The 22,126-nt window shown below is 60.6% G+C and carries 20 protein-coding genes; 15 read left to right on the top strand and 5 right to left on the bottom strand.

Annotation, left to right across the window (positions count from 1 at the left end; all coding sequences use genetic code 11):
* The 5 genes from AWB67_RS25925 to AWB67_RS25945 all read left to right on the top strand — a co-directional run.
* Window positions 1-524, top strand: a 524-nt coding sequence (locus tag AWB67_RS25925; RefSeq protein ID WP_125477670.1) for a CBS domain-containing protein, incomplete at its 5' end; no start/stop codon positions are given.
* Window positions 525-763: 239 nt separating this feature from the next.
* On the top strand, window positions 764-2,014 hold the full coding sequence (locus AWB67_RS25930; protein WP_087659077.1) for an ROK family transcriptional regulator: 1,251 nt from the start codon (window positions 764-766) through the stop codon (window positions 2,012-2,014).
* Complete coding sequence (locus AWB67_RS25935) at window positions 2,001-3,545, top strand: sugar ABC transporter ATP-binding protein (RefSeq protein ID WP_087659078.1); 1,545 nt, start codon at window positions 2,001-2,003, stop codon at window positions 3,543-3,545. Before AWB67_RS25930 ends, AWB67_RS25935 begins: the two co-directional genes overlap by 14 nt.
* A gap of 44 nt (window positions 3,546-3,589) precedes the next feature.
* Complete coding sequence (locus AWB67_RS25940) at window positions 3,590-4,624, top strand: ABC transporter permease subunit (RefSeq protein WP_087659079.1); 1,035 nt, start codon at window positions 3,590-3,592, stop codon at window positions 4,622-4,624.
* Between the two features lie 90 nt (window positions 4,625-4,714).
* Window positions 4,715-5,665: an ABC transporter substrate-binding protein gene (locus tag AWB67_RS25945; RefSeq protein WP_087659080.1), complete on the top strand. Its 951-nt coding sequence runs from the start codon at window positions 4,715-4,717 to the stop codon at window positions 5,663-5,665.
* Window positions 5,666-5,737: 72 nt separating this feature from the next.
* On the opposite strand, the gene AWB67_RS25950 is transcribed toward AWB67_RS25945, so the two are convergent.
* Window positions 5,738-6,217: a cupin gene (locus tag AWB67_RS25950; RefSeq protein ID WP_087659081.1), complete on the bottom strand. Its 480-nt coding sequence runs from the start codon at window positions 6,215-6,217 to the stop codon at window positions 5,738-5,740.
* A 199-nt stretch (window positions 6,218-6,416) separates the two neighbouring features.
* Between AWB67_RS25950 and AWB67_RS25955 the strand changes: the two genes are divergently transcribed.
* Entirely contained in the window at window positions 6,417-7,139 is a 723-nt protein-coding gene (locus AWB67_RS25955; RefSeq protein ID WP_445344246.1) for a response regulator, read from the top strand.
* A gap of 25 nt (window positions 7,140-7,164) precedes the next feature.
* Here the strand turns inward: AWB67_RS25955 and AWB67_RS25960 are convergent, their stop codons facing one another.
* On the bottom strand, window positions 7,165-7,434 hold the full coding sequence (locus AWB67_RS25960; protein ID WP_087659083.1) for a DUF1488 family protein: 270 nt from the start codon (window positions 7,432-7,434) through the stop codon (window positions 7,165-7,167).
* Window positions 7,435-7,784: 350 nt separating this feature from the next.
* Here AWB67_RS25960 and AWB67_RS25965 point away from each other — a divergent pair, with 350 nt between their 5' ends.
* The 7 genes from AWB67_RS25965 to rpoD all read left to right on the top strand — a co-directional run bounded on the left by AWB67_RS25965 (window position 7,785) and on the right by rpoD (window position 18,307).
* Window positions 7,785-8,393, top strand: coding sequence for an H-NS histone family protein (locus tag AWB67_RS25965; protein WP_087659084.1), 609 nt, complete (start codon window positions 7,785-7,787; stop codon window positions 8,391-8,393).
* Window positions 8,394-9,271: 878 nt separating this feature from the next.
* Window positions 9,272-9,685: a hypothetical protein gene (locus AWB67_RS25975; RefSeq protein ID WP_159964937.1), complete on the top strand. Its 414-nt coding sequence runs from the start codon at window positions 9,272-9,274 to the stop codon at window positions 9,683-9,685.
* A gap of 1,563 nt (window positions 9,686-11,248) precedes the next feature.
* Complete coding sequence (locus AWB67_RS25980; protein ID WP_087659086.1) at window positions 11,249-12,427, top strand: ParA family protein; 1,179 nt, start codon at window positions 11,249-11,251, stop codon at window positions 12,425-12,427.
* Complete coding sequence (locus tag AWB67_RS25985; protein WP_087659087.1) at window positions 12,428-13,399, top strand: ParB/RepB/Spo0J family partition protein; 972 nt, start codon at window positions 12,428-12,430, stop codon at window positions 13,397-13,399.
* A gap of 319 nt (window positions 13,400-13,718) precedes the next feature.
* Window positions 13,719-14,960 carry a replication protein O gene (locus AWB67_RS39695; RefSeq protein WP_125477671.1) on the top strand — a complete coding sequence of 414 codons (1,242 nt, stop codon included), beginning with the start codon at window positions 13,719-13,721 and terminating at the stop codon, window positions 14,958-14,960.
* Between the two features lie 330 nt (window positions 14,961-15,290).
* Window positions 15,291-15,977, top strand: a complete 687-nt coding sequence (locus AWB67_RS26000; protein ID WP_087659090.1) for a glutathione S-transferase family protein — start codon at window positions 15,291-15,293, stop codon at window positions 15,975-15,977.
* 317 nt (window positions 15,978-16,294) lie between these two features.
* A complete protein-coding gene (gene rpoD / locus AWB67_RS26005; protein ID WP_087659091.1) occupies window positions 16,295-18,307 on the top strand; it encodes an RNA polymerase sigma factor RpoD in 2,013 nt (670 codons plus the stop codon).
* A 98-nt stretch (window positions 18,308-18,405) separates the two neighbouring features.
* Here rpoD and AWB67_RS26010 read toward each other — a convergent pair whose 3' ends face one another.
* Both AWB67_RS26010 and AWB67_RS26015 read right to left on the bottom strand, forming a co-directional pair.
* Window positions 18,406-18,765, bottom strand: a complete 360-nt coding sequence (locus AWB67_RS26010; RefSeq protein WP_235025319.1) for a hypothetical protein — start codon at window positions 18,763-18,765, stop codon at window positions 18,406-18,408.
* 378 nt (window positions 18,766-19,143) lie between these two features.
* Entirely contained in the window at window positions 19,144-19,848 is a 705-nt protein-coding gene (locus AWB67_RS26015; protein ID WP_087659092.1) for a glutathione S-transferase N-terminal domain-containing protein, read from the bottom strand.
* Window positions 19,849-20,194: 346 nt separating this feature from the next.
* Here AWB67_RS26015 and AWB67_RS26020 point away from each other — a divergent pair, with 346 nt between their 5' ends.
* On the top strand, window positions 20,195-20,650 hold the full coding sequence (locus tag AWB67_RS26020) for a hypothetical protein (RefSeq protein WP_125477672.1): 456 nt from the start codon (window positions 20,195-20,197) through the stop codon (window positions 20,648-20,650).
* Between the two features lie 476 nt (window positions 20,651-21,126).
* Window positions 21,127-21,888, top strand: coding sequence for an SDR family oxidoreductase (locus tag AWB67_RS26025; RefSeq protein WP_087659093.1), 762 nt, complete (start codon window positions 21,127-21,129; stop codon window positions 21,886-21,888).
* A 4-nt stretch (window positions 21,889-21,892) separates the two neighbouring features.
* On the opposite strand, the gene AWB67_RS26030 is transcribed toward AWB67_RS26025, so the two are convergent.
* Window positions 21,893-22,123, bottom strand: coding sequence for a hypothetical protein (locus AWB67_RS26030; RefSeq protein WP_087659094.1), 231 nt, complete (start codon window positions 22,121-22,123; stop codon window positions 21,893-21,895).
* Between the last annotated feature and the right edge of the window lie 3 nt (window positions 22,124-22,126).

The raw sequence follows: 22,126 nt of genomic DNA on the forward strand, positions 1-22,126 counted from the left end.
CGGAGAAGATCGCGCGGCGCGGCTATCACATCTATCGCGAATATGGCGTCGATCCGCTGGAGCGGCATCACGTCGACCAGGTGATGTCGCGCGGCGTGCAGACGATCGACGCCGGCCTGACCGTGCGCGACGCGCTCGCGACCTTCTTCGGCGACTCGCAGACGCATCGCGCGTATCCGGCGGTGCGCGACGGCGCGGTGATAGGCATGGTCGACCGGGCAACGCTCGCGCTCGATCCGGATTCCACCGTCGCCGATGCGCTGCGCGGCGTGGCGCCCGTCGTCGCGCTGCCGGGCGAAAACTGCCGGCTGGTCGCGACGCGGCTCGCCGTCCACGGCCTCGAACGGCTGCCGGTTGTCGCGGACAACGAGACGCGGCGGCTGATCGGCATCGTATCGCGCAGCGATCTCGTGAAACCGTCGCTCGCCCACTTCGACGAAGAGCACAAGCGCGAACGCTTTCGCCGTATCGGCCCGGGCGGCGCGGCGGCGTTCGCCCGGCGCAGACGCACTTCGCGTCCCTGACACCCTCGTTCCGACGGACTGCGCAACGCAGTCCGTGCTATTTGTCCGCGTCACGCCTACTCTCCTTGTCACCGGAGGCGCGCGGAACTGTCTGAACAAAACCTCTCCCGCTCCAAAAAACTTCCGTGCCCGCTCCCGGTGGGGATTTCCCTGCTTTACACGCGACTCCGCGCGGTATTAAATAAATCAACTTGATTTAATTAATCAGAAAACGACGGTTGGTTTCCAGGAGGAGACGCGTGAGAAGCCCCCACATCGGCCAAGGCAGCAATTCGGCCAACGTGCGCCGCTACAACGAGCGCTTGCTGCTGCAGGCGCTGCGCCGCACGGAGCCTGCATCGAAAGCGGATCTCGCCCGCCACGCGAATCTCACGAGCACGGCCGTCGGGAGCATCATCACGTCGCTTGGCAAGGCGGGTTTGATCGAATTCACCGGACGGCGTCTCGACGGCCAACGCGGCCAGCCCGCCTCGCTCATCAAGCTGGACCCGCGTGGCGCGTTCGGCATCGGCGTGCGGCTGGATCGCACGAGCATGGAGACGGTGCTCGTCAACTTCACGGGTTCCGTGCTGGCGCGCGCAGCGTACGACATGGTCCTGCCGCATCCGACTGAAGTCCTCGAAATATTGCAGCGCGACATCCAGGCGCTCCTGGAACATCTGACCCCGAGCGAGCGCGAACGTCTCGCGGGCGTGGGCCTCGCGCAGCCGTTCAATCTCGGTAGCTGGCTGCGCGAACTGAGCCTGCCCGCCGACACCTTCCGCGCCTGGGACGAAATGGATTTCCCGAGTGAACTCGGACGCGCGATCGGCCTGCCCGTGTTCAACGAAAACGACGGCAACTCGGCCGCCATCGCCGAACTCTTCTACGGCTGCGGACGCCACTGCGACGATTTCATCTATCTGTTCCTCGGCTCGGCGATCGGCGCGGGGATCGCGGTCGATGGTGACTGCCTGCGCGGTGTGAGCGGCAACGCGGGCGACATCGGCGTGATGCCGGTAGCGCCCAGCCGCCTGCCGTCGGCGCCGCAGCCCGACAAACAGTGGGACATCCTGATTTCGCGCGCGTCGCTCAATGCCCTGGCACGTCACCTGCGCTACACGGGCGAATCAATCGAAAGCCGCGCCGATATCGAAGCCTGCATCGCGCGGAAACTGCCGGCCGTCGATGAATGGATCGACGACTGCATCGATGCCCTCGCCCCCGCCCTGCGCGCGATGCTGTGCGTGCTCGACGTGCCCGTCGTCGTGCTCGATGCCGACGTCGACGCGGGCCTGCTCGATACGCTGATCGAGCGGCTGCGCGCCACGATGGCCGCGAACGCTCCGGAATCACGCGGCGTGCCGGTCATGGCGCGCGGCTCCTTTGGCCGCGATGCGGGCGCGATCGGCGCCGCGACGCTGCCCATGTTCTTCAACTTCTCTCCGCGCGCGGGGATTCTCAAGGGCGCTGGCGCCCATCCGAATGAGGTGAACTATGTCCAGTCCTGACTCGAGGCCCGCGCTGCTGGAAATGCGCGGCATCAGCAAGACCTTCCCGGGCGTGCGAGCGCTCGACAACGTGCGGCTCGCCGTCCACCCCGGCGAAGTCCATTCGCTGATGGGCGAAAACGGCGCCGGTAAATCGACGCTGATGAAAATCCTGTCCGGCGCCTATCAGGCCGATCCGGGGGGCCAGATCCTGATCGACGGCAAGGTCGTTGTAATCGATGGCCCGCTCGCCGCGAAAGATCTCGGCGTCGCGGTGATCTATCAGGAACTGAGCCTCGCGCCGAATCTCTCGGTGGCGGAGAACATCCACGCGGGACGGGAGTTGCGCAACGGCCTCGGCCTCGTCGATCGCGGTGCGATGGAGCGCGGCTGTGCCGACGTGTTGAAGCGCCTCGGCGCCGCTTTCAAGCCGCATACGCTCGTCGGCGATTTGTCGATCGCGGAGCAGCAACTGGTCGAAATCGCGCGGGCGGTGCATGCGCAGGCGCGCATCCTCGTGATGGACGAGCCGACCACGCCGCTCTCCTCGCGCGAAACCGATCGCCTGTTCGAACTGATCCGTACGTTGCGCGCCGAAGGCCTCGCAATCATCTACATCAGTCACCGGATGGCGGAGATCTATGAACTGTCGGATCGCGTGTCGGTGTTGCGCGACGGCGGCTATGTCGGCACGCTGGAGCGAGCGGATCTGTCGGCGGAAAGCCTCGTCAAGATGATGGTCGGCCGCGATATTTCCGGCTTCTACAAGAAGGAGCACGCGCCCTATGATCCGGGCAAGGTCGTGCTGCAAGTGCGCGACGTCGCCGACACCGGCCGCGTGCGCGGTTGCAGCCTCGACCTGCACTCGGGCGAAGTGCTCGGCATCGCGGGATTGGTCGGCGCGGGGCGCACGGAACTCGCGCGCCTGATCTTCGGCGCGGAACCGCGCACGCGCGGCGAAGTGACGGTCGACGGCAAGAAGCTCAACCTGCGCACCCCGCGCGATGCGATCGATGCTGGCCTTGTCTATCTGACCGAAGACCGCAAGGGCCAGGGCCTCTTTCTCGACATGAGCGTGCGCGACAACATCAACGTGGCCGTTGCGGGCCGCGATGCGCGCGCGGGCGTGCTCGATCTCAAGCGCGGCGCGGCGCGCGCGCGGGACGCGATCTCGTCGCTGACGATCCGCGTGCCGAGCGCGAAGGTGAACGCTGGCGCGCTCTCCGGCGGCAACCAGCAGAAGGTGCTGCTCTCGCGGCTGCTCGAAACCAAGCCGCGCGTGCTGATCCTCGACGAACCGACGCGCGGCGTCGACATCGGTGCGAAGTCGGAGATCTACCGGATCATCAACGAACTGGCGAAGACGGGCGTCGGCATCATCATCATCTCGAGTGAACTGCCCGAGGTGATCGGTACCGCGGACCGCGTGCTCGTCATGCGCGAAGGCGCGCTCGCCGGCGAACTCGGTGGCTACACCGGCAAGCCGATCACGCAGGAAGCCATCATCGAACTCGCCACCGGGTCGCGCCCGGCGCTCGGCGAAGCCGCTTGAATAGACACGCAACACATTAGCGACACATATATCCGGAGGACGACATGAGCAATCCCATCAAGCAGGAACACGACGCGCCCGTCATCGCAACGGCCCAGGGCCAGGCCCAGCGGCAATCGCGCATCGAGCACAAGGAACGCATGCAGACGCTGATGCGAACGGCCGGGATGCTGCCCGTGCTGATCCTGCTATGCATCGGCTTTTCCGTCGTCACCGACGGCTTCTTCAGCCTGCAGAACATGTCGATCGTCACGCAGCAGGCCGCGATCAACGTCGTGCTCGCGGCGGGCATGACCTTCGTGATTCTCACGGGCGGTATCGACCTTTCGGTGGGTTCGGTGCTCGCGGCATCGGCGGTGACGGCGCTGATCGTTTCGACGATTCCCGGCTGGGGCTACCTCGGCATTCCGGCGGCGCTGCTCGTCGGGCTGCTGTTCGGCTTGATCAACGGCGCGTTGATCGCGTTGTTGCGGCTGCCGCCGTTCATCGTCACGCTCGGCTCGCTGACCGCGGTGCGCGGCATCGCGCGGCTGATCGGGCATGACACGACCATCTTCAACCCGAGTCTGCCGTTCGCGTTCATCGGCAACGACACGGTGCTCGGCGTGCCCTGGCTCGTGATCATCGCGGTCGCCGTGGTCGCGCTCTCGTGGTTCATCCTGCGACGTACCGTGCTCGGCCTGCGCATCTACTCGGTCGGCGGAAATCCGGAAGCGGCTCGCCTCTCGGGTATCAAGGTGTGGGGCATCCAGATGTTCGTGTACGCGGCATCGGGCGTGCTCGCCGGGCTCGGCGCGGTAATGTCGTCCGCACGGCTTTACGCGGCGAACGGCTTGCAGCTCGGGCAGTCGTATGAACTCGATGCCATCGCGGCCGTGATTCTCGGTGGCACGAGTTTTGTCGGCGGCGTGGGGTCGATCGTCGGCACGCTGGTCGGCGCGCTGATCATCGCGGTGCTGACGAACGGTCTCGTGCTGCTCGGCGTGTCGGACATCTGGCAGTACATCATCAAGGGCCTCGTGATCATCGGCGCGGTGGCGCTCGACCGCTATCGCCAGCGGGGCTCGGCTCGCACCTGATTCACTTCATTCTTCGCGACGGCGTACGGGAACATGCAGGTCCGCTTGTTCCCGCCAAAACCAACGGACCACCCTGGAGACAACAACATCATGTTCAAGCAAAAAGTCGCATACGCCAGCATCGCGCTGGCCCTGGGCTGCAGCCTCGGCGCCTCCGCCGCGCAAGCCGCCGACAAGGAACTGAAGTCGATCGGCATCACCGTCGGCTCGCTCGGCAATCCGTACTTCGTGACGATTTCGAAGGGCGCGGAGGCAAAGGCGAAGCAGATCAATCCGAACGTCAAGGTACAGGCGGTATCGGCGGATTACGACATGAACAAGCAGTTCACGCAGATCGACAACTTCATCTCGGCCAAGGTCGACCTCATCCTGCTCAACGCGGCCGATCCCAAGGCGATCGAGCCGGCGGTCAAGAAGGCGCGGGCGGCGGGGATCGTCGTGATAGCCGTCGACGTGGCTGCGGCCGGCGCCGATGCCACCGTGCAGACGAACAACATCCAGGCGGGGCAACTGGCCTGCGATTTTCTCGCGAAGAAGATCAACGGAAAGGGCAATGTGATCATCGAGAACGGGCCGCAGGTATCTGCCGTGATCGATCGCGTGAAGGGGTGCAAGGAGGTGCTCGCGAAGAATCCGGGAATCAAGATTCTTTCCGAGGACCAGGACGCGAAGGGTTCGCGCGAAGGCGGGATGAACGCGATGCAGGGTTATCTGACGCGTTTCCCGAAGGTCGATGGACTTTTTGCGATCAACGATCCGCAGGCAGTGGGCAGTGATCTTGCGGCGAAGCAGTTGCATCGGAAGGATATGGTGATTACATCCGTGGACGGTGCGCCGGATATCGAAACCGCGCTGAAGAGCGATACGCTGATTCAGGCGTCTGCGAGTCAGGATCCCTGGATGATGGCGCAGACGGCCGTCGATGTCGGTTACAAGCTCATGAACGGGCAGAAGCCGGCGAATCCGCTGATCCTGATGCCGTCGACCCTGATTACCCGGGAGAATGTGGGGGCGTATAAGGGGTGGTCGTCGGCGCGGTAAATGGCTGAAATCGGGAGAAGCGCTCGCGCGGGTCGGCGGGCGTTTTTTTATGCCGTCAGAGCGGCAAGACGCTCAAACCCAAAGCCTCCCCCTTCCCCCACCTTCACCCCCGACCAGATCACTCCACGGAAACGGTAGCGCTTCCATCCGGCGCACTTCCTCGTCGTTCAGTGCATCGCGGCGAATATCCCACTGCTGCCCAGGCGGATACGCGCCGACGACCTGAAACCGCCCGTCGCTGGAAGGCAGACAATGCCCCGTCCCCGCCGGCAGCACGAGCGCATCCCCCGCCTGCACGGAGTCGATTCGCCCCGCCGGACCACCGAGAATCAGTTGCGCCCGCCCAGCCGCGACGCCGAGCGCCTCGTGCGCGGTCGAATGATAGTGGTGATAGTCGAAAACGCCGTCACGCCATTGCGGCGGCCAGCCGTTCTCGCTGAACATCGCCTCGAAGTGGCTGGCGAGATTCGTCTGCTTCCCGCCGATCACCCCGCGATACAACAGCACCGGCAGCCGCCGGTTGTTCGGCACCCAGCCGTTTGCGTGCAGCATGAAAGGTTCGCAACGTGAGTCGACAGCTTGCAGATGGTCGGTTCGTAAGTCATTGCAATTCTCCTGAAGCTTCGTCGAATACGGCGCAAATCGCGTTCCACCTGCAACGGCTGAAGCAAGCCCCCATCAAGCTCCGAGGCCCAGCGCGGAACCACTCGTCTGTCAAAGCCAGATACAGATTTCGGACCTCGGCTATCGCGTGCTACGGGCGAAGGACGCGCAAAGCGCGCTCGCCATCGTCGAAAGCGGCGTGCCGATCGACGTGCTCTTCACCGACGTCGCGATGCCCGGCGCGCTGCGCAGCACGGAACTCGCGCGCGAGACGCGCGAGCGGCTGCCGGCCGTCGCGGTGCTTTTCACGTCGGGTTACACCGATAACGCGATCGTGCATTCGAGTCGGCTCGATGAAGGCATCGAATTGTTGAGCAAGCCGTACACGCACGAGGCGCTCGCGCGCAAAGTGTGGCACGTACTCGCTGATCCGCACCGGCGCGCGGCGTCGAATGTGCTTGCTGCCAGCCGGCCGCAGGAGCGCGAAAGCGACACGGCCCTAGCGGCGGTGCGGCGTTTGTCGATCCTGCTGGTGGAAGACGACGTCCTCGTGCGCTCAAGCACCACGGAACTGCTCGCGACCTTCGGGCTCGCCGTCATTGAGGCAAACTCGGACCTGAAAGCGATGCGCGTGCTGCGCGAGCGCCCGGTCGATGTGATGCTGACCGATGTCGGGCTTGGCGGGGTGTCGGGCGTGGGGTTCGCCATCGCGGCGCGGCGGCTCATGCCAGCGCCAGGCGTGATTTTTTTGAGCGTGCGCGATCTCGCGCTGAGATCGGACGAAGAGCACGCGCTCGCGGGCGCGCAGCAGTTGTGCAAGCCTTACGATCCGCATGATCTGATCGATGCGCTAAAGGCTTGTGTCAGATAGCTGAATTTGAGGGCGCGATGCGTCTTTAGTGCGAAAAGTCAGCGGCGTGAAGCACGATCGACGCGCTCTTGTCGCGTAGCATTTTTCGCTCGACGGCGGCCGCGATGCGCTTGCGCCCGTCCGCGAACGCCTTCAGGAGCCGCGCGTCGGACGCACCGATCGGCGACCAGAAGTGCTCTTCGAGCGCGTCCCGGGTAATAGCGCACTGCACCGTCTGCCCGTGCGCGGCGGCCACGAAGACTACTCGCTTTCCGTCTGACGAGACGCTCGCTTCTGCCGTAAGTGTGCTTTCCATGACCGCGCTTCTTTTTCAGCCGACCGGCCCCGGAACGTCCGGAGCGCCGCACCTCCAATTCGTTCTCAGCGGAAATGATAGCGCCCAAATGCGGGGAGCGTCGTGTCGCGGCGTGCAATGGCGGCGAGGTTGGTTTCCTCTGGTGTTTGGGGTTCGGACAGACCGGCCGGCTTCGTTTTGATGGCACGCGGACCACATGCATTCGATTAAGCATTTGCTTGGCTTTTGCAAAAGACACTGCGAGTGGCTTTAAGCTTCTCTTAGCTCTGCATCTTTAATACGGTCGATCCCTTCGCTAAACGCGCTAAAGGTGGCATAGTGCGATCAACACCCCCTTTTAGGAGTTGACCATGGCAACGCTCGCACAGCTTAAGCAACGGATTGCGAAGCTGCAAAAGCAGGCTGAAACAATCGCCGCAAAAGCGGCGAAGTCGGTTTTGAATGACATTCGCGCGATGATGGACGAACACGGTTTGACGACCGCCGACATCGAGGCGCATGACGCAGGACGCAAGACCGCGCGCAAGGCGGCGCCGCCGAAAGCGGCTAAGAGAGTCGCCAAATCCTCAAAGGCTTCGAAGACCGCGAGTTCCAAGGGCAAGCTGCCAGCCAAATACATGAACACGAAGACGGGCGAGACCTGGAGCGGCCACGCGCGGCCTCCGGCCTGGATCAAGGACGTGAAGGACCGCACGAAGTTCTTGATCGACGGCGCGGCGGCGCAACCGGTCGTCGCTAGCACGAAGGTCGCGGCCAAGAAAGCCCGCTCGGTCAACGGGATCGCCTCGACCAAGACCACGACAAGCCGCAAGTCTGCTGGCAAGAAGGCGACGTCTACGAGCAAAAGCGCCCAACCGGGCAAGCCTGTCACGCGACGCGCACGTGTCAAGCCCGCGAGCAACGGAGCGGCGCAATCGGCTTCGGTCGACGGTGCAACACCGGCGGCTGTCGTCGCGTAGGGAATTGTGTTTGTCGCGCGGTGCTGTTTTGGCCGCGCGGTTTGGCGCGACCACATGGCAATTCTCCACTGAGGAGGAATATATGCCCTTCTTCTGCTACGCCTGATTCGTATCGGCGCACCGCCCTCTTCCCTGCAATGAACTTGTCTTTCATCGTGCGCGGGTACTCATCGACACGGTGTGGCGAAGACGAGGGACTGATCCCTTGCTCTTTTAGTTCAGAGTGTTCTATCGCGACGACGAGGCTTCGCACGCTCGAAGAATGGCGTCGAAGGCTTCGCGAGCTTCCTTTTTTAGCTACTGCATCAATGCTCCATTGCACGAGTTGCGGAATCGATCGGCGCGATGCGCCTTATACCGCAAGATGAACTTCGAGTGCGGGGCATGCCGGTTCCACTTCCTCGCCGTGATGGTGGCGAGTTGGATTACCGGTCGTAGATTTCGATGGGTTGAGCTTCGGTCATACGCTTTGAGAATTCGCGTTTACGTCGCTTGAAACAGTGAGTTGGTTCGCCCTGTTTCGCCTGCATCAATGATCGCGATTTCTTTACGGCATCGGCTCCGTCCGTATATGAGGTACACCGTCGGAATGTCGAATCTTCCCTGCTCCAGAAACTTCGCCCATAAAAGCTACTAACGGATGTGAACCTATCATTTAACCAAGGGATAGACTTTCCAGCATGGTCATGGAGTTGCTTCCTTAGAAGCCTCGCCTCCGGGAAACGTGGAGTGTTGCTTGACGAGACGCTCGGATTTACGCAGACCCTCGTCAGTGAGCGCCACAGATTTGGCATATTGACGGGATCGCCATTCATGCCTTGCTCGTAAAGCCTGTTTGGCGCATCCCAGTCGAACCTCTTCCATGCTCGGTCTCGGTCATGAAGCTAAAGAAGGGCAAGTGCTGTGTCATCGATCGCAGCGATGTCGATGTTCATAGTGGTTACGCCGATACCGTCTGGATTGCCTCGGCTAAATTCATGGAGGCTCACGCGATTTTCTTCAGCTTACTCGCCGAGGCGGCGATGAACAATTTCACGACTCTCGTCAACCCCGTTGTCGTTGTTGGCTCGAACGTCAACCACGACCTGTCGCTAACGGAAAGTGAAGAGCGCTCGATGTCGAAGAACCTGATGGGCCCCGCTACGAAAAAGGCAATCGCGTCGCGAACGCCGCTGGCGCGGCACAGCCTCTTGGTTTTCGAGCGACATATTCGTGGGCACGATCACACACTATATCTGCGGTTCTCAATCTGCTGGGATCGTTCAACGAACATTCCAGTCATCATTCGATAGGCGCGCATGCTGGAAAGCGACTCCCGACTCGGGTACTGCTGACTGCTTCCGCGTCTGCACATATTTTTGCGAGCCATTTTCGCGTCGCGTTCGACGTGTGGAAAGCAGGGTGTCACTTCCCGCAATCGCGCTCATAGCCGCAGCGCTCTTGATCGTCGATCTCCATCAGGGGTGTGCGCGAAGGAAGCGAAAACGTCGTGACCGGTTGGCGCAGATCACATTGCTCAGTAGGACCGCGTCGAAGATGTCTTCGAACAATGGCGCTCCGCTGTCGATTACGGGAAGTGAGCAAAGCATCGCTTTTATAGCGAAACTCGTCGCGTCGAACGCCACGGTCTAGAGGCGCACGCGTAAAGAAAGGCACGGCGTCCTTGAGTCCCTAACATTTTGAATCTCATGCAGTCTTCGACGAATGAAAACAATAAAGGCGTCGAAGATCGCGGGCACAAAGTCAGGAAAGTCCATCCGTCGCGCCGTGGACATCGCCGCAACGAGAGAGCAGAACGTCGTGAGCATCTCGCATACGAATCAGGTCACTTTTGAAAGTGCAGGACGGTTTCGCGTTTCCGACAGGATAAGACGTGGTTGTGCGGGGCTTGGGTGGAAAAAATTGACTTAGCAATCGCGCGAGCTTTCTTGCTCGAAGACCCCATGCAAATGACGTTATGCAGCAACTGCGTTGTAGTTACTGGGTGGGCTGCCCATCTGTTTTAACAATGTGCCTCGCGGCGTCGAGCGCGTTCAAGCCGAAAGATATCTTAGGCGGAGGACGGCAAACTCGGTCTTTCCAATTTGGGAACCGTTATGGCGTGCGTCTCTAGCCCGGCTCGGAAATAGGTTAGCGCGATCTTAGACGGTAGCAAAATTATGAAATTTGTAACGCTTGCTACATTTGCCAAGCAAAGTCTAGGCGGAGGTGTCTAATCTGCGGAAATCGCGTAAAAATCATGCTTGTAGACGGGATAAGCGTGAAACATGTTCATATTTGGATTGCAACTGCTTGATTTATAACAGAACTATCCGTTAGCTTGTGGAGAGCGATTGTTCCACGGTGTATGAAATTAGCGAGTCCGCGGCGGAAATCTTCGACCCACTGCCTCTTCCCCGGTAAGTTCAGCGAATGGTTGACACCAGGGACCGTTAGCGGCCGCCGCACCGAGACATTCCGGGGCGCATCGGCGGGGACAGACTTAGACGGTTGCGCTCGAGGCAACGCCTCCACTTTTGGCGTGAGAACTTGCGCCGTTTATCCGGGCAGCGTAACTCGCAGCGCAATCCGCTTGGCCGCATTCCTGTTCCAAGCAGCAATCGAACGCGTCATGCGCCTGACGGACGGCGACCGTTCAAGTCTTCCCCAGTTCCAGGACATAAACCGCCGTGCGTTTACGTCCCGCCGAAAAAATCGGCCCCGAACGGGCCGCTATAAGCCGCGCGCGTCTCGAAACAACACTTCAGAGTTTACTTGAGGTTTACCGGTTCGCCGTTTATTCTTCGGTTTGCGACATCTTCCACACAAACCGAAGAATTTTTGCTTACCTAGGCCCGCCAGTGACTGCGAATTCCATGTTAAGCGCTCGGCTTCCCGAAGTCGACCAATCCGTTTCAATCGAAACGCTCTTGGGAGTGGCTGCCCAAGCTACTGACATCCTTAACCAGATTCGCGATGCGATGCTGGAACCGTATCCGCGAAAAAACGCGCCCACTTTTACTAGCGCCCAAGTTGCGTCGCTCTGCGGCCTGGACAAACAACGTTTCCAATATCTCACTACGAAAGGCGATTTGCCGCCCGGAACGTCCAAAGGGGCCGGGCGGAGCAAGGAATTTACGCTTGCCGAGACGCTCACATGGGTTCAAGCGACGTCCGAGCGGCCGCAGCGACCTCAGGGTAAACGCGGACGCATCGTCACGGTCGCAAACTTCAAGGGTGGCGTCGCGAAGACCACGACGGCCGTGTCGGCCGCGCAGGCGCTAACGCTGCTCGGGCGCAAAGTACTGGTCATCGATTGCGATCCGCAGGGAACGACCACGCAGCTTTGCGGGTGGGCACCCGACGCCGAGATCTCCGACGACCAGACCCTCCTGCCACTCATCTATGGCGATCAGCAAACCTTGCACTATGCCGTGCAGGAAACGTACTGGCACAACCTGGACTTGATTCCCGCGTCGTCATCGCTATTCGATGCCGAGTTCGAAATCCCCGCGAAGGTGCTGAACGACAGCACTTTCGAATTCTGGGAGATCGTGCAGAAGGGACTCACGCCCCTGGCATCGGACTACGACGTCATCGTCATCGACACGCCGCCTGCTCTCAGTTATCTCACGATCAACGCTTTGCTGGCGTCGGATGCGATTTTGCTTCCCTGCCCTCCCGAAGCGCTGGACTTCGCCAGCTCGACTCAGTTCTGGCATTTGTTCGCGGATATCGCGAAGAAACTGCCAGGCGTACTCGAGCAAAAGCGCTTCGACTTTGTGAACGTGATCATGACCAAGGCGAAATCGGACGATGTTTCGCGCGTCGTCCGCGGATGGCTTCAGAAGGCTTACGGCGATCGCGTGCTGCCATTCGAAATTCCGGAGTCAACGGTCCCGAAGGGCGCGTCCGCGCAACTCTCAACGGTGTACGACCTTTCGAAACCGGACGGAAGTACGGCGGCATACAACCGTTTCAAGGAACCGTTGGATCGGCTGGCAGAGCATCTCGATGCGCAGTTCGTGCGCTCATGGAACAAATCGGAGGCTTAAATGGGCATCGGGGACAGACTACTTGCAAAAACGGCGAACGTTGGCTCGAAGCCAGCGGATGCGAGCCCGCCCAGGCCGGTGAACCCGGAACCGCGGACGTCGCCGGGCCGATTGATGGACGCGCAGAACCGGATCAACTCGGCGCAGGCGCGAATCAAGGAACTGGAAACGCAGCTTGAAGAGAAGGCGGCGCTCGAGGTCGGGCTGGACTCGTTAGTCGAAGTCAACGGCAGACGACGCAAACTGACTTCCGAGCAATTTCAGGAATTGAAGAACAACTTGGCGCAGCACGCGCTCGCGACGCCTATCCTCGTCCGAGCCCTACCCGACGACCGGTTTGAAATCGTCGCCGGCCACAATCGCGTGGCGGCGTATCGCGAACTCGGACGGAAGAGTATCCGCGCCAACATCGCGTCGATTGAAGAAGGCGAGATCGAGTTTGCCGCCTTCTTTTCGAACCTGCTTTCGCCGTCACTCACGGACTTCGAAAAATACTGGAACTTCAAGCGGCTCCAGGAAATTTCCGGACTGTCGCGCACTGAGATATCCGGAAGTGCCGGCCTCAGCAAAAGTCACGTAACGCGGATCTTCTCATTCGATGCTCTCCCCGACGCCGCCAAGGCCGCACTTTCCGAGAAGCCCGAGCGACTGGGAAGTAATGCGGCCCAGAAACTCGCGGCACTTGCAGATGCGGGGAAGACGGAAAAGGTAGTGGAAGCTATTCGCCGGCTTGTGGACGATGAAAGCTTTACCCAGGACCGCGCCGTTGCTTTTGCCACCGAGAAGCCGCGCACAGCGCCTACGTCACCAACAGTGATCAGGGCAGGAAAGCGGAAGGTTTGCGAAATCTCGGCTCGAAATGGGGTCGTGGGCGTTCGATTTTTCGAAAAAGACGCAGCAGACGCCAGTGAATGGGCGCGACGAATTTCCGTGTTCATTAACCAAAGTCTTAGCGAAGACGCCAGCGGTTGAGTTTCTAGTAGGTTCTTTCGTTAAATCAACGACTTAGCGAAAGTGCACGCAACGGATGTAGAAGCTCTAGTAGAGTTTTCTTAAGAATCAACGACTTAGAAACAACCACCTTAGAGGTCGGCTATGTAGATTTACTGCTTCAGAAAGACAAAAGCCTTCGGCGCCAACCGAAGGCTTTTGAATATCGGGCTTAACTGTCGTTCGCCCGTTACGCTTCCCGACGCCAATCGGGTCACGAGTGCACACCTCGAAGTGTAGCGAATAGCGTTCGCCAGTCAAGCGTTTGTCTTCCATTTTTTCAGAAATGGACGCACTGGACATGCTTATCGCGCAACTTCCCGTTGCTGGCGAGGAAAACTGTCGTCTCCTCGCTTCATCACCCGTCGGCCTGAATGAAGATCGAGCAGCATTCGAAGAATATGCTTGCGACCGATCCAACTTGCCATGGGTCATCTTTCGAGCGGCCCATCGCGCCAATCACGTCGAGGCGCTCCCTGCACGCTCGCGAGCGCTGCTTGCCGCCCTCGCTCGCACTGTCGATGCCCATCGACCGTATGCGGCCATCTTCGCGCGACGCGAGCTGTTAACCGGTCGCGCGCTTCAATCAATGCGAACGTTCTATCGAAGCCTCGACGATCTCGAAGCTGAAGGGTTCATCGTCCGTCCGCCGCAGAAGCGTCATGGCAATGCGGGGCTCTTCGGACGCGCGTATCTTCATCTCACTGACAAAGCCGCCGCTCTTCTGGGCCTAGTCGATGAAGACCGAACGCAATCGTCGCCGCAAGTTACAGATGCCTCCCGAGACGCTGCCCAGACGGGCGAGTCCTTTTCGCTCGCGATGCCGTGTGCCACCGTGGCAGACGGAGCTATATATAAGGATCTATACCCTAACATTCAAAAGAGACAACCAGCCAGACTGCCTGAGGACCTTCAGCGCCTGCTGAACCTGGGTTTTCACGAGTTTCTGATTTTCAAACTGATGCGTGAAGCGAAACAGAACCTCAAGCGACTTTCCGACGTCGTCGAAGCCACCTGGGAGCATTTGAAGCACGCCAAGTGTCCAATCAACTACCTCCGGGCGCTGTTGCGTTCCTCCGTCGATTTCGCACACCAACTTCGCGCCAAGCACGCCGCGCGTGTCGAAGCCGATAAGCTACGGAATAGGGCCGCTGAAGTCGATGCAATCCTCAAGCAGCACGCCGGTGAAACGTTCTTCGATCGTTCGACGGATCGGCGCTTCGTTTTGTGTGCCGATGCCGCGGAAATCACTGTTCAACACCATGCGGAACTGTCGCCGCGCGTGCGCGTCGCAAATTGGGCTCAAGACTTTGTCACAGCGATCGACGAAGGGCGTATCGTCCGTGCGACGCCAGAGCGGGCATCTGCGTTCGCAGCGAAGCTTGGACAACGTATTTCGCCTGTCAATCTGGAACATGCCTCGATGCATGCACGGCAAAAGCCCGTCCGCACGTCCGCGATCGACCAGCGTCTCAACGAAATGAAACGCCTCTTGCGGAAAAGTTGCGCAGGTGTGATTGCAACCGGTAGTGCTAGTGGGTGAGGATTGGAAAACAGATATTTTCATTCCTTGCAGCCGTGGTTATCAGCAGTGATTCGCGCTGATGTAACCGCTTATAAGGGGCTTTGGGCCACACATGGAATGAACAAAATCCGCGGCATATCAACGACGTATGCAACTAACCGTTAACTTGCACCACGGTTTCATATGGACCTTTGGGATGTTCGGACGCTCTTGAGTGAGCGCGCGTATCTTCATGCACGACGACAGAACAGCGGCCACAACGCTGGCGAAAACGCTTCCGGCCGCCAAACGATACGACCCTTCGACCCCACACGATCCACGTCAGCGTCTCGAACCAAGGACCACCTAATGATCAAGTTCTACTACCATCCTTCTCCAAACCCTGCGAAGGTAGCTTTGATGCTGGAAGAAACGGGAATTCCTTACGAACTAGTACCCGTCGACACCCGCAAAGGCGACCAGCATGCGCCCCTGTTCACCGCGATCAACCCAAATGCAAAGACACCGGCGCTGGTAGATGGTGATGCCATCGTTTTCGACAGCAACGCGATCCTCCTGTACCTCGCGGAAAAGACAAGCCGCTTCGTCCCACCGAACACGCCCGCCAACCGCGCCCAAATGTACTCTTGGCTGATGTTCGTCGCGACGGGAATCGGCCCATACTCCGGTCAGGCCGTCCACTTCAAGCATTTCGCGCCCGCCCCGAAGGACTACGCCGTCAATAGGTACGACTTCGAAGCATGGCGCCACTGGAACATCATCGACGCTAGGCTCGCCGCGTATCGCTACATGCTTGGCGATGAATACACGATCGTCGATATGGCCGTGTGGGGATGGGCGCGCGCCCTTCCGTTCGCGCTGGGTGCCGACGCCTGGGACAAATTGCCACACGTCAAACGTCTGTTCGACGAAATCAACGCGCGCCCAGCCGCCGTGCGCGCCGACGCGCTGCGCACCGCCCACCAGTTCAAAACCGAAATGGACGACGACGCTCGCCGCGCGATGTTTCCCCAAAACGCGCGTTTGGAGGCGTGAGAAAACGCGTCAAAGAGCGTAGTCTCCACGGACCGGCGCAGCATCCGCCCACGCGCGAACCCCGTTGATCCACAGTCGCTAATTAAATTTTTATTGCTGCGACGCAGCAAGCGCGGGTATAATCTAAGGTTGCGCGATTTGCGCACAGTTCCAAACCGGCCCGCCCGTTATGCGCGGGCCGCGTTCTTTGCTCGTAGCGATCTTACAGGTCGTGGGATCGTGGAACTCTCAGACCGCGAATGTCCGCGGCGCGAGAGACGGCGATACCTGTAGCCACTGGTCCCGCCATCGCCGAGCAAGCCTGTCGAGGAGAATGTATGGCAAGTTTTGATCGGGAAGATTCAGGGTCGGAAACGACCGTATCCGCGCGGAAGACAACGGCCCGGCGCGCAGGCAAAGGCAAGGCAGCCGCCGCCTTGCTACCGTTGGACGCCGCGTCGACGGCGTTGCAGGACGAAGAGCGGCAGCGCCAGATGCGTGCCCTCATCCAGTTGGGCAAGGAGCGCGGTTACCTGACCCACGCGGAAATCAACGATCACCTGCCCGACAACTTCGCGCAAACCGCCGCGATCGAAACCATTGTCAGCACGTTCAATGACATGGGCGTGGCGGTCTACGAGCAGGCGCCCGATGCAGAAACGCTGCTGCTCAATGACGCCGCACCGGCCGCCGTATCCGACGACCAGGCGGACGAGGAAGCTGAAGTCGCGCTGTCGACCGTCGATTCCGAGTTCGGCCGCACGACCGACCCCGTGCGCATGTACATGCGCGAAATGGGTGCGACCGAACTGCTGACACGAGCGGGCGAAATCGCGATTGCGAAGCGCATCGAGGACGGCCTGCACGAGATGATTCAGGCGATCGCGGCGTGTCCGGCGACCGTCGCGACGATTCTCGCGAGCGCGGCGCAAGTTGAATCGGGCGAGCTTCGCATTGACGAACTCGTCGACGGCTTGAACGAAGACGGTGAGGAAGAAGAACTTGCGGCATCGGATACGACGGCTACGACCGAGATCGATACTGCCGACACGTCCGATTCCGACGACTCCGACAGCGACGACGACAGCGACCTCGAAGCCGTCGATTCGAACAAGGCCAACGAAGCGCGTCTGAAGCAACTCGCGAGCGACAGCCTCGCAATCTTCGCGCGCGTTCGCGAACTGTTCGAACAGATGCCGCGCAGCCGCGCCACCGACGAAAAGGGCGCCGCCGCCTTCGCTCGTGTGCGTGAAGAAATCCAGCGCGAACTGGTGCCGATTCGCTTTACGGCCCGCACGATCGACCGTCTCTGCGCCGATGTGCAGCAGCAGGTCGCGCAGGTGCGCGCAGTTGAGCGTCGCATTTTGCAGATCGCCGTTGACCGGTGCGGCATGCCGCGCGACAAGTTCGTGGAGTCGTTCCCCGGCCACGAAACCGATCTCGGCTGGACGGCGAAGACCGCGTCGGCATCGTCGTCGCGTGAATTTGGCGCTGCGCTCGAACGCAGCTTGCCCGCGATTCAGGCCGAACAGCAAAAGCTGATCGACATCGAAGCGAGCGTCGCGTTGCCGCTGCAGCAGTTGAAGAAGATCAACCGTCAGATGACGGCCGCTGAGGCGAAGATGCGCCAGGCGAAGCGCGAGATGATCGAAGCGAACCTGCGTCTCGTGATCTCGATCGCGAAGAAGTATGTGAACCGTGGCATGCAGTTCCTCGACCTGATTCAGGAGGGGAACATCGGCCTGATGAAGGCGGTCGACAAGTTCGAATATCGGCGCGGCTGGAAGTTTTCGACGTATGCGACGTGGTGGGTGCGCCAGGCCGTGACGCGTTCGCTCGCTGATCAGGCGCGCACGATCCGCGTGCCGGTGCACATGATCGAGACGATCAACAAGCTGAACCGCATCTCGCGCGAAATCCTGCAGCAGACCGGGCAGGAAGCGCATCCGGCCGTGCTGGCCGAGCGCATGGAAATGCCGGAAGAGAAGATCCGCGGCATTCTGAAGATCGCGAAGCAGCCGGTTTCGCTCGAAACGCCGGTCGGCGAAGATGCCGACGCGACGCTCGGTGACATGATCGAGGACTCAAGCGCGGCATCGCCGGCGGATGCCGCCGTGCACGCTAACATGCGCGCCGCGATCGACGATGCGCTTAACGCGCTCTCGCCGCGCGAGGCGAAGGTGTTGCGCATGCGCTTCGGTATCGATACGGCGTCGGATTACACGCTCGAAGAACTCGGCAAGCAATTCGACGTGACGCGCGAGCGGATTCGCCAGATCGAAAGCAAGGCGATGCGCAAGCTCATGCATCCGAGCCGCGCCGACAAGCTTCGGCCGTTTCTCGATCGTTGATATTGGGGGGCGCTTTCGAGCGCTCTGTCAGATGTGCAAAGCGGCCAACTTGGCCGCTTTTTTTTGCAGTAAAGACTCTCGGGAGCTCAAAAGCACCGCTACCGCTGCGCGCTATTTTCGGGATCGATCGATACAGAAGGCGACGTCGAGCACGTTTCCAGCGCTGTGATCGCTTTTTTCGCGAGCGTCATCGTTTCGTCGCAGGCGGGGCGGTCTCTGAAGATCGCACAGCCGCCTCCCGCTTCCACCTTCGACAACGCCCGTTTCACCCGCGCCAGCGCAAACTCCGCCGAGCCAGCGTCGGCGATGAGCGCCGCCACGTTGAACACGCTCCCCGATGCCGTCTCCACCCAGTTCGGGCACGCGGGACCGGCCTGGGCAAGCGTCGAAAGGAGCAGGGCGGTACAGCCGACGAGCCAAAGCAAGTGGTGTCGCGAACCCGGGGAACACGGTTTCATGATGATCTTCCGCTACACAAGCGATCGGCTTAATCACTGAGTGAATCACCGATCATTAAACGCCTACTAACATTATCCACAGCTTTTGTTGAGAAGCTTGTGGATATCTTGCCTGAATCGTCGATAAAGCACTGACGCGAAAGGAAAATCATCGCACGAACGATCGGGTGGCAATGGGTGGGCAACAGGCATCGGAGCACCGGCCGGGACGCCGTCGGATCACGGTAGCGAAACAAAAAAAAGGCGGCAAGATCCGGCGGAATTCGGCGGGCGATAGCTTGCTTGCACGAGCACCCGAGCCAAGCTCGGCGGCCCGAAGGCCGTCACTGCGACGACCCGATCACGCAAAGGCGGAATTGGCGAACTGAAAATGCTCCCTTACGCTCGCTTCGGAATGTCCAGCGCCCTGACAACCGCCGGACGCGTCAAAAACGCATTGAGCGCGCGTGCGACATTCGGAAACTGCTCGAACGCTACGATTTCGCGCGCTTCGTAAAACCCCACGAGATTGCGCACCCAAGGAAACACGGCCATATCGACGACTGTGTATCCATCGCCCATGATCCACGCGCGATCCGCGAGCCGCGTCTCGAGCACGCCGAGCAGCCGCTTCGTTTCCGCGACATACCGATCGCGCGGGCGCTTGTCCTCGTATTCCTTCCCCGCGAACTTGTGGAAGAACCCCAACTGCCCGAACATCGGCCCGACGCCGCCCATCTGGAACATCAGCCACTGGATCGCTTCATAGCGCTCGGCAGGGTCGTGCGGCATGAACTTTCCAGTCTTGTCGGCGAGATAAATCAGGATCGCGCCCGATTCGAACAACGTCAGCGGCTTGCCGCCGGGACCGTCGGGATCGACAATCGCGGGAATCTTGTTGTTCGGACTCACCGAAAGAAACTCGGGCGTCATCTGGTCGTCCTTTTCGAAGCGCACGAGATGCGGCTCGTAGGGGAGGCCGGTCTCCTCCAGCATCGTCGATACCTTGACACCGTTGGGCGTCGGCAGCGAATAGAGTTGCAGCCGCTCAGGGTGTTCGGCGGGCCATTTCTTCGTAACGAGGAAGTTGGAAAGATCGTTCATCGGGGTCCTTAAACAAAGGCGCCGGTCGAGTCCGGCGATAGGCTGTCCAATATAAACACTCCCGTCATTCTTGTCTTTTCTGCTCGGAAAGCGCGGCGGCCGCAGCTTGCAATTACTATCGCGCGGACCTTGCAAAAAGGGACTGAGGGTTCGCGTACAGACTTTCGTCGCCGTCAGCGCGAAGCTGTAATCACTCGCTCGGCAACACGGAAACAAGGCCTTCCTGCAAGGCGGCACGCGCGGGAAAGCGCCAGGTCCGCAGCGCCCTTTCGACGACGAAATATTGGCGCGTTTATTGCATCGATCCTGACGCCTCGTACCGTCAGAAACACGATCGACGCATGCCATGAAACAGCGCCTTCTAAATCTCGCTACCGCGCTCGCCACGACAAGCGCCGCCATTGCGGCCGTCGTCCCCGCCACGTCATACGGGCACGCGCTCGATCGTCCCCTCGATTGCAAGTCGAGTGCGCACACGTTCATCGCGCCGCTCGTCAACGCGCGCTATATCGAGACGACGCCGATGCGCGTCGAGTCGAATTCCGTCAACGCGTTTCGCCCGACGCATGGCAGCGACCTGACCGCGTTCGGCTTTCGCGTGTACGCCGTGCTCGGCTACGAACGCGACGACGCAATGTTCAAGAAGGGCAGCGGTCAGCCGCTCACCGATTCGGCTTATGGCGTCGTGGTGACGGGTCCGGCCGAACAGGTCGAGGAGCGGGTGCGGGCGTCGGGCAGTGATGCGGTCGTGCATTCCGTGGTGCCGCTCGTGCTGACGGCCGTGTTTTGCGGGAAGGGGTGAACGAATCTTACGACTGCTTGCGGCGGTGCGTCGAAGCGAAAGCCGGGAGTGCGCCGGTCGGCGAAGGATTTGCCACCGTCATCATTTTCTTGATCTTTGAACGTGCCCGGCTGGACTGCGTGTGCCCGCGCTACCGCGCAGCGGCATCCTGTTTGCGGTGGCTCGCCGAGGTCGACGATGTTTGCGCCGCTCTGCCTCCTCCCTCGACAAAACGCGCCCGGGTGCCCTGACGGTCCGTGTTCTCATACGTTTCGCGCGTCCCGCTCGTGAACGGCATTTTTTTCGGCAAACACTAGAGTGCTCGAAGCGAGCGAATTCGCCGTTTCCGCCGAGTTCCCGATGATCATTACGTCGTGCTGTTTTCCTCATCGACGAAGCTCGCGCGCATTCCGTAAGCCTTTCCCCGTGTGCACGACGCCTAAAGTTGGTAATGTCCAACCTTCGGCACAGCGTGCGATAACACGGAGAAGACGGCAATGTCAGAAGGAAGCAACGAACGCATCGCAATCGTGACGGGCGCGGGGTCCGGTATCGGCCGGGCCGCGGCGCTGGCACTGCTTGGCGACGGATGGCGCGTCGCGCTCGCCGGCCGCCGGCCCGAGCCGCTTGACGCGGTCATCAACGAAGCAAACGCGCAAGACCGCGCGCACGCGGTCCCCACCGACGTATCCGACCCGGAATCGGTCGCGCGTCTTTTTGCGTCGGTCGTCGAGCGCTTCGGGCGCGTCGACCTGGTCTTCAACAACGCCGGCGTGAGCAATCCGCCCGGCCCGTTCGAGGACTGGACGCCCGAGCAATGGAAGGGCGTCGTCGACATCAATCTGAACGGGATGTTCTACTGCATCCAGGCCGCGTTTCGCGTGATGCGGGAGCAGAATCCGCGCGGCGGCCGCATCATCAACAACGGTTCGATTTCGGCGACTGCGCCGCGTCCCAATTCGATGGCCTACACCGCGACCAAGCACGCCGTCGAAGGACTCACGAAAACCGCCTCGCTCGACGGCCGCAAGTACGACATTGCGGTCGGACAGATCGACGTAGGCAATGCGCGCACTGAGCTGTCGCAGCGCATGGAGAAGGGCGTGCCGCAGGCGAACGGCGAGATCGCCGCCGAGCCTATGATGGACGTGCGCTTCGTCGGCCAATCGGTGCTCTATATGGCGAACCTGCCGCTCGAGGCGAACGTGCTGTTCCACACCGTGATGGCGACGAAAATGCCGTTCGTCGGACGCGGCTGAAGAATCAGGCCGTCCGGTACCACACGCGGATGCCTGAATACCAGTGGCTGACGCTGGTATCGTCGCCAGCGCCGAACGTCGAGAGGCTCTCGACGTTCAGAACGTCGATACCGTGCTCCGCGATCCACGCGTTCGCCCGCTCGACGAGCGCCGCGCCGTTCTCGTAGACGTTTCCCTTGATCAGGTGATGCTGCACCACTTGCCGCTCGAAGTCTTCGAAGGCGATTTTCGGCATATT

It is taken from the genome of Caballeronia terrestris (assembly GCF_001544515.1).
GTDB lineage: Bacteria > Pseudomonadota > Gammaproteobacteria > Burkholderiales > Burkholderiaceae > Caballeronia > Caballeronia terrestris.

What these genes read in the sequence shown, in the direction of transcription:
- AWB67_RS25935 (WP_087659078.1), top strand. Translation starts at nt 2,001, where the DNA reads ATGTCCAGTCCTGACTCGAGGCCCGCGCTGCTGGAAATGCGCGGCATC.
- AWB67_RS25940 (WP_087659079.1), top strand. Translation starts at nt 3,590, where the DNA reads ATGAGCAATCCCATCAAGCAGGAACACGACGCGCCCGTCATCGCAACG.
- AWB67_RS25945 (WP_087659080.1), top strand. Translation starts at nt 4,715, where the DNA reads ATGTTCAAGCAAAAAGTCGCATACGCCAGCATCGCGCTGGCCCTGGGC.
- AWB67_RS25950 (WP_087659081.1), bottom strand. Translation starts at nt 6,217, where the DNA reads ATGCTGCACGCAAACGGCTGGGTGCCGAACAACCGGCGGCTGCCGGTG.
- AWB67_RS25960 (WP_087659083.1), bottom strand. Translation starts at nt 7,434, where the DNA reads ATGGAAAGCACACTTACGGCAGAAGCGAGCGTCTCGTCAGACGGAAAG.
- AWB67_RS25965 (WP_087659084.1), top strand. Translation starts at nt 7,785, where the DNA reads ATGGCAACGCTCGCACAGCTTAAGCAACGGATTGCGAAGCTGCAAAAG.
- AWB67_RS25975 (WP_159964937.1), top strand. Translation starts at nt 9,272, where the DNA reads ATGAAGCTAAAGAAGGGCAAGTGCTGTGTCATCGATCGCAGCGATGTC.
- AWB67_RS25980 (WP_087659086.1), top strand. Translation starts at nt 11,249, where the DNA reads ATGTTAAGCGCTCGGCTTCCCGAAGTCGACCAATCCGTTTCAATCGAA.
- AWB67_RS25985 (WP_087659087.1), top strand. Translation starts at nt 12,428, where the DNA reads ATGGGCATCGGGGACAGACTACTTGCAAAAACGGCGAACGTTGGCTCG.
- AWB67_RS39695 (WP_125477671.1), top strand. Translation starts at nt 13,719, where the DNA reads ATGCTTATCGCGCAACTTCCCGTTGCTGGCGAGGAAAACTGTCGTCTC.
- AWB67_RS26000 (WP_087659090.1), top strand. Translation starts at nt 15,291, where the DNA reads ATGATCAAGTTCTACTACCATCCTTCTCCAAACCCTGCGAAGGTAGCT.
- rpoD (WP_087659091.1), top strand. Translation starts at nt 16,295, where the DNA reads ATGGCAAGTTTTGATCGGGAAGATTCAGGGTCGGAAACGACCGTATCC.
- AWB67_RS26010 (WP_235025319.1), bottom strand. Translation starts at nt 18,765, where the DNA reads ATGAAACCGTGTTCCCCGGGTTCGCGACACCACTTGCTTTGGCTCGTC.
- AWB67_RS26015 (WP_087659092.1), bottom strand. Translation starts at nt 19,848, where the DNA reads ATGAACGATCTTTCCAACTTCCTCGTTACGAAGAAATGGCCCGCCGAA.
- AWB67_RS26020 (WP_125477672.1), top strand. Translation starts at nt 20,195, where the DNA reads ATGAAACAGCGCCTTCTAAATCTCGCTACCGCGCTCGCCACGACAAGC.
- AWB67_RS26025 (WP_087659093.1), top strand. Translation starts at nt 21,127, where the DNA reads ATGTCAGAAGGAAGCAACGAACGCATCGCAATCGTGACGGGCGCGGGG.
- AWB67_RS26030 (WP_087659094.1), bottom strand. Translation starts at nt 22,123, where the DNA reads ATGCCGAAAATCGCCTTCGAAGACTTCGAGCGGCAAGTGGTGCAGCAT.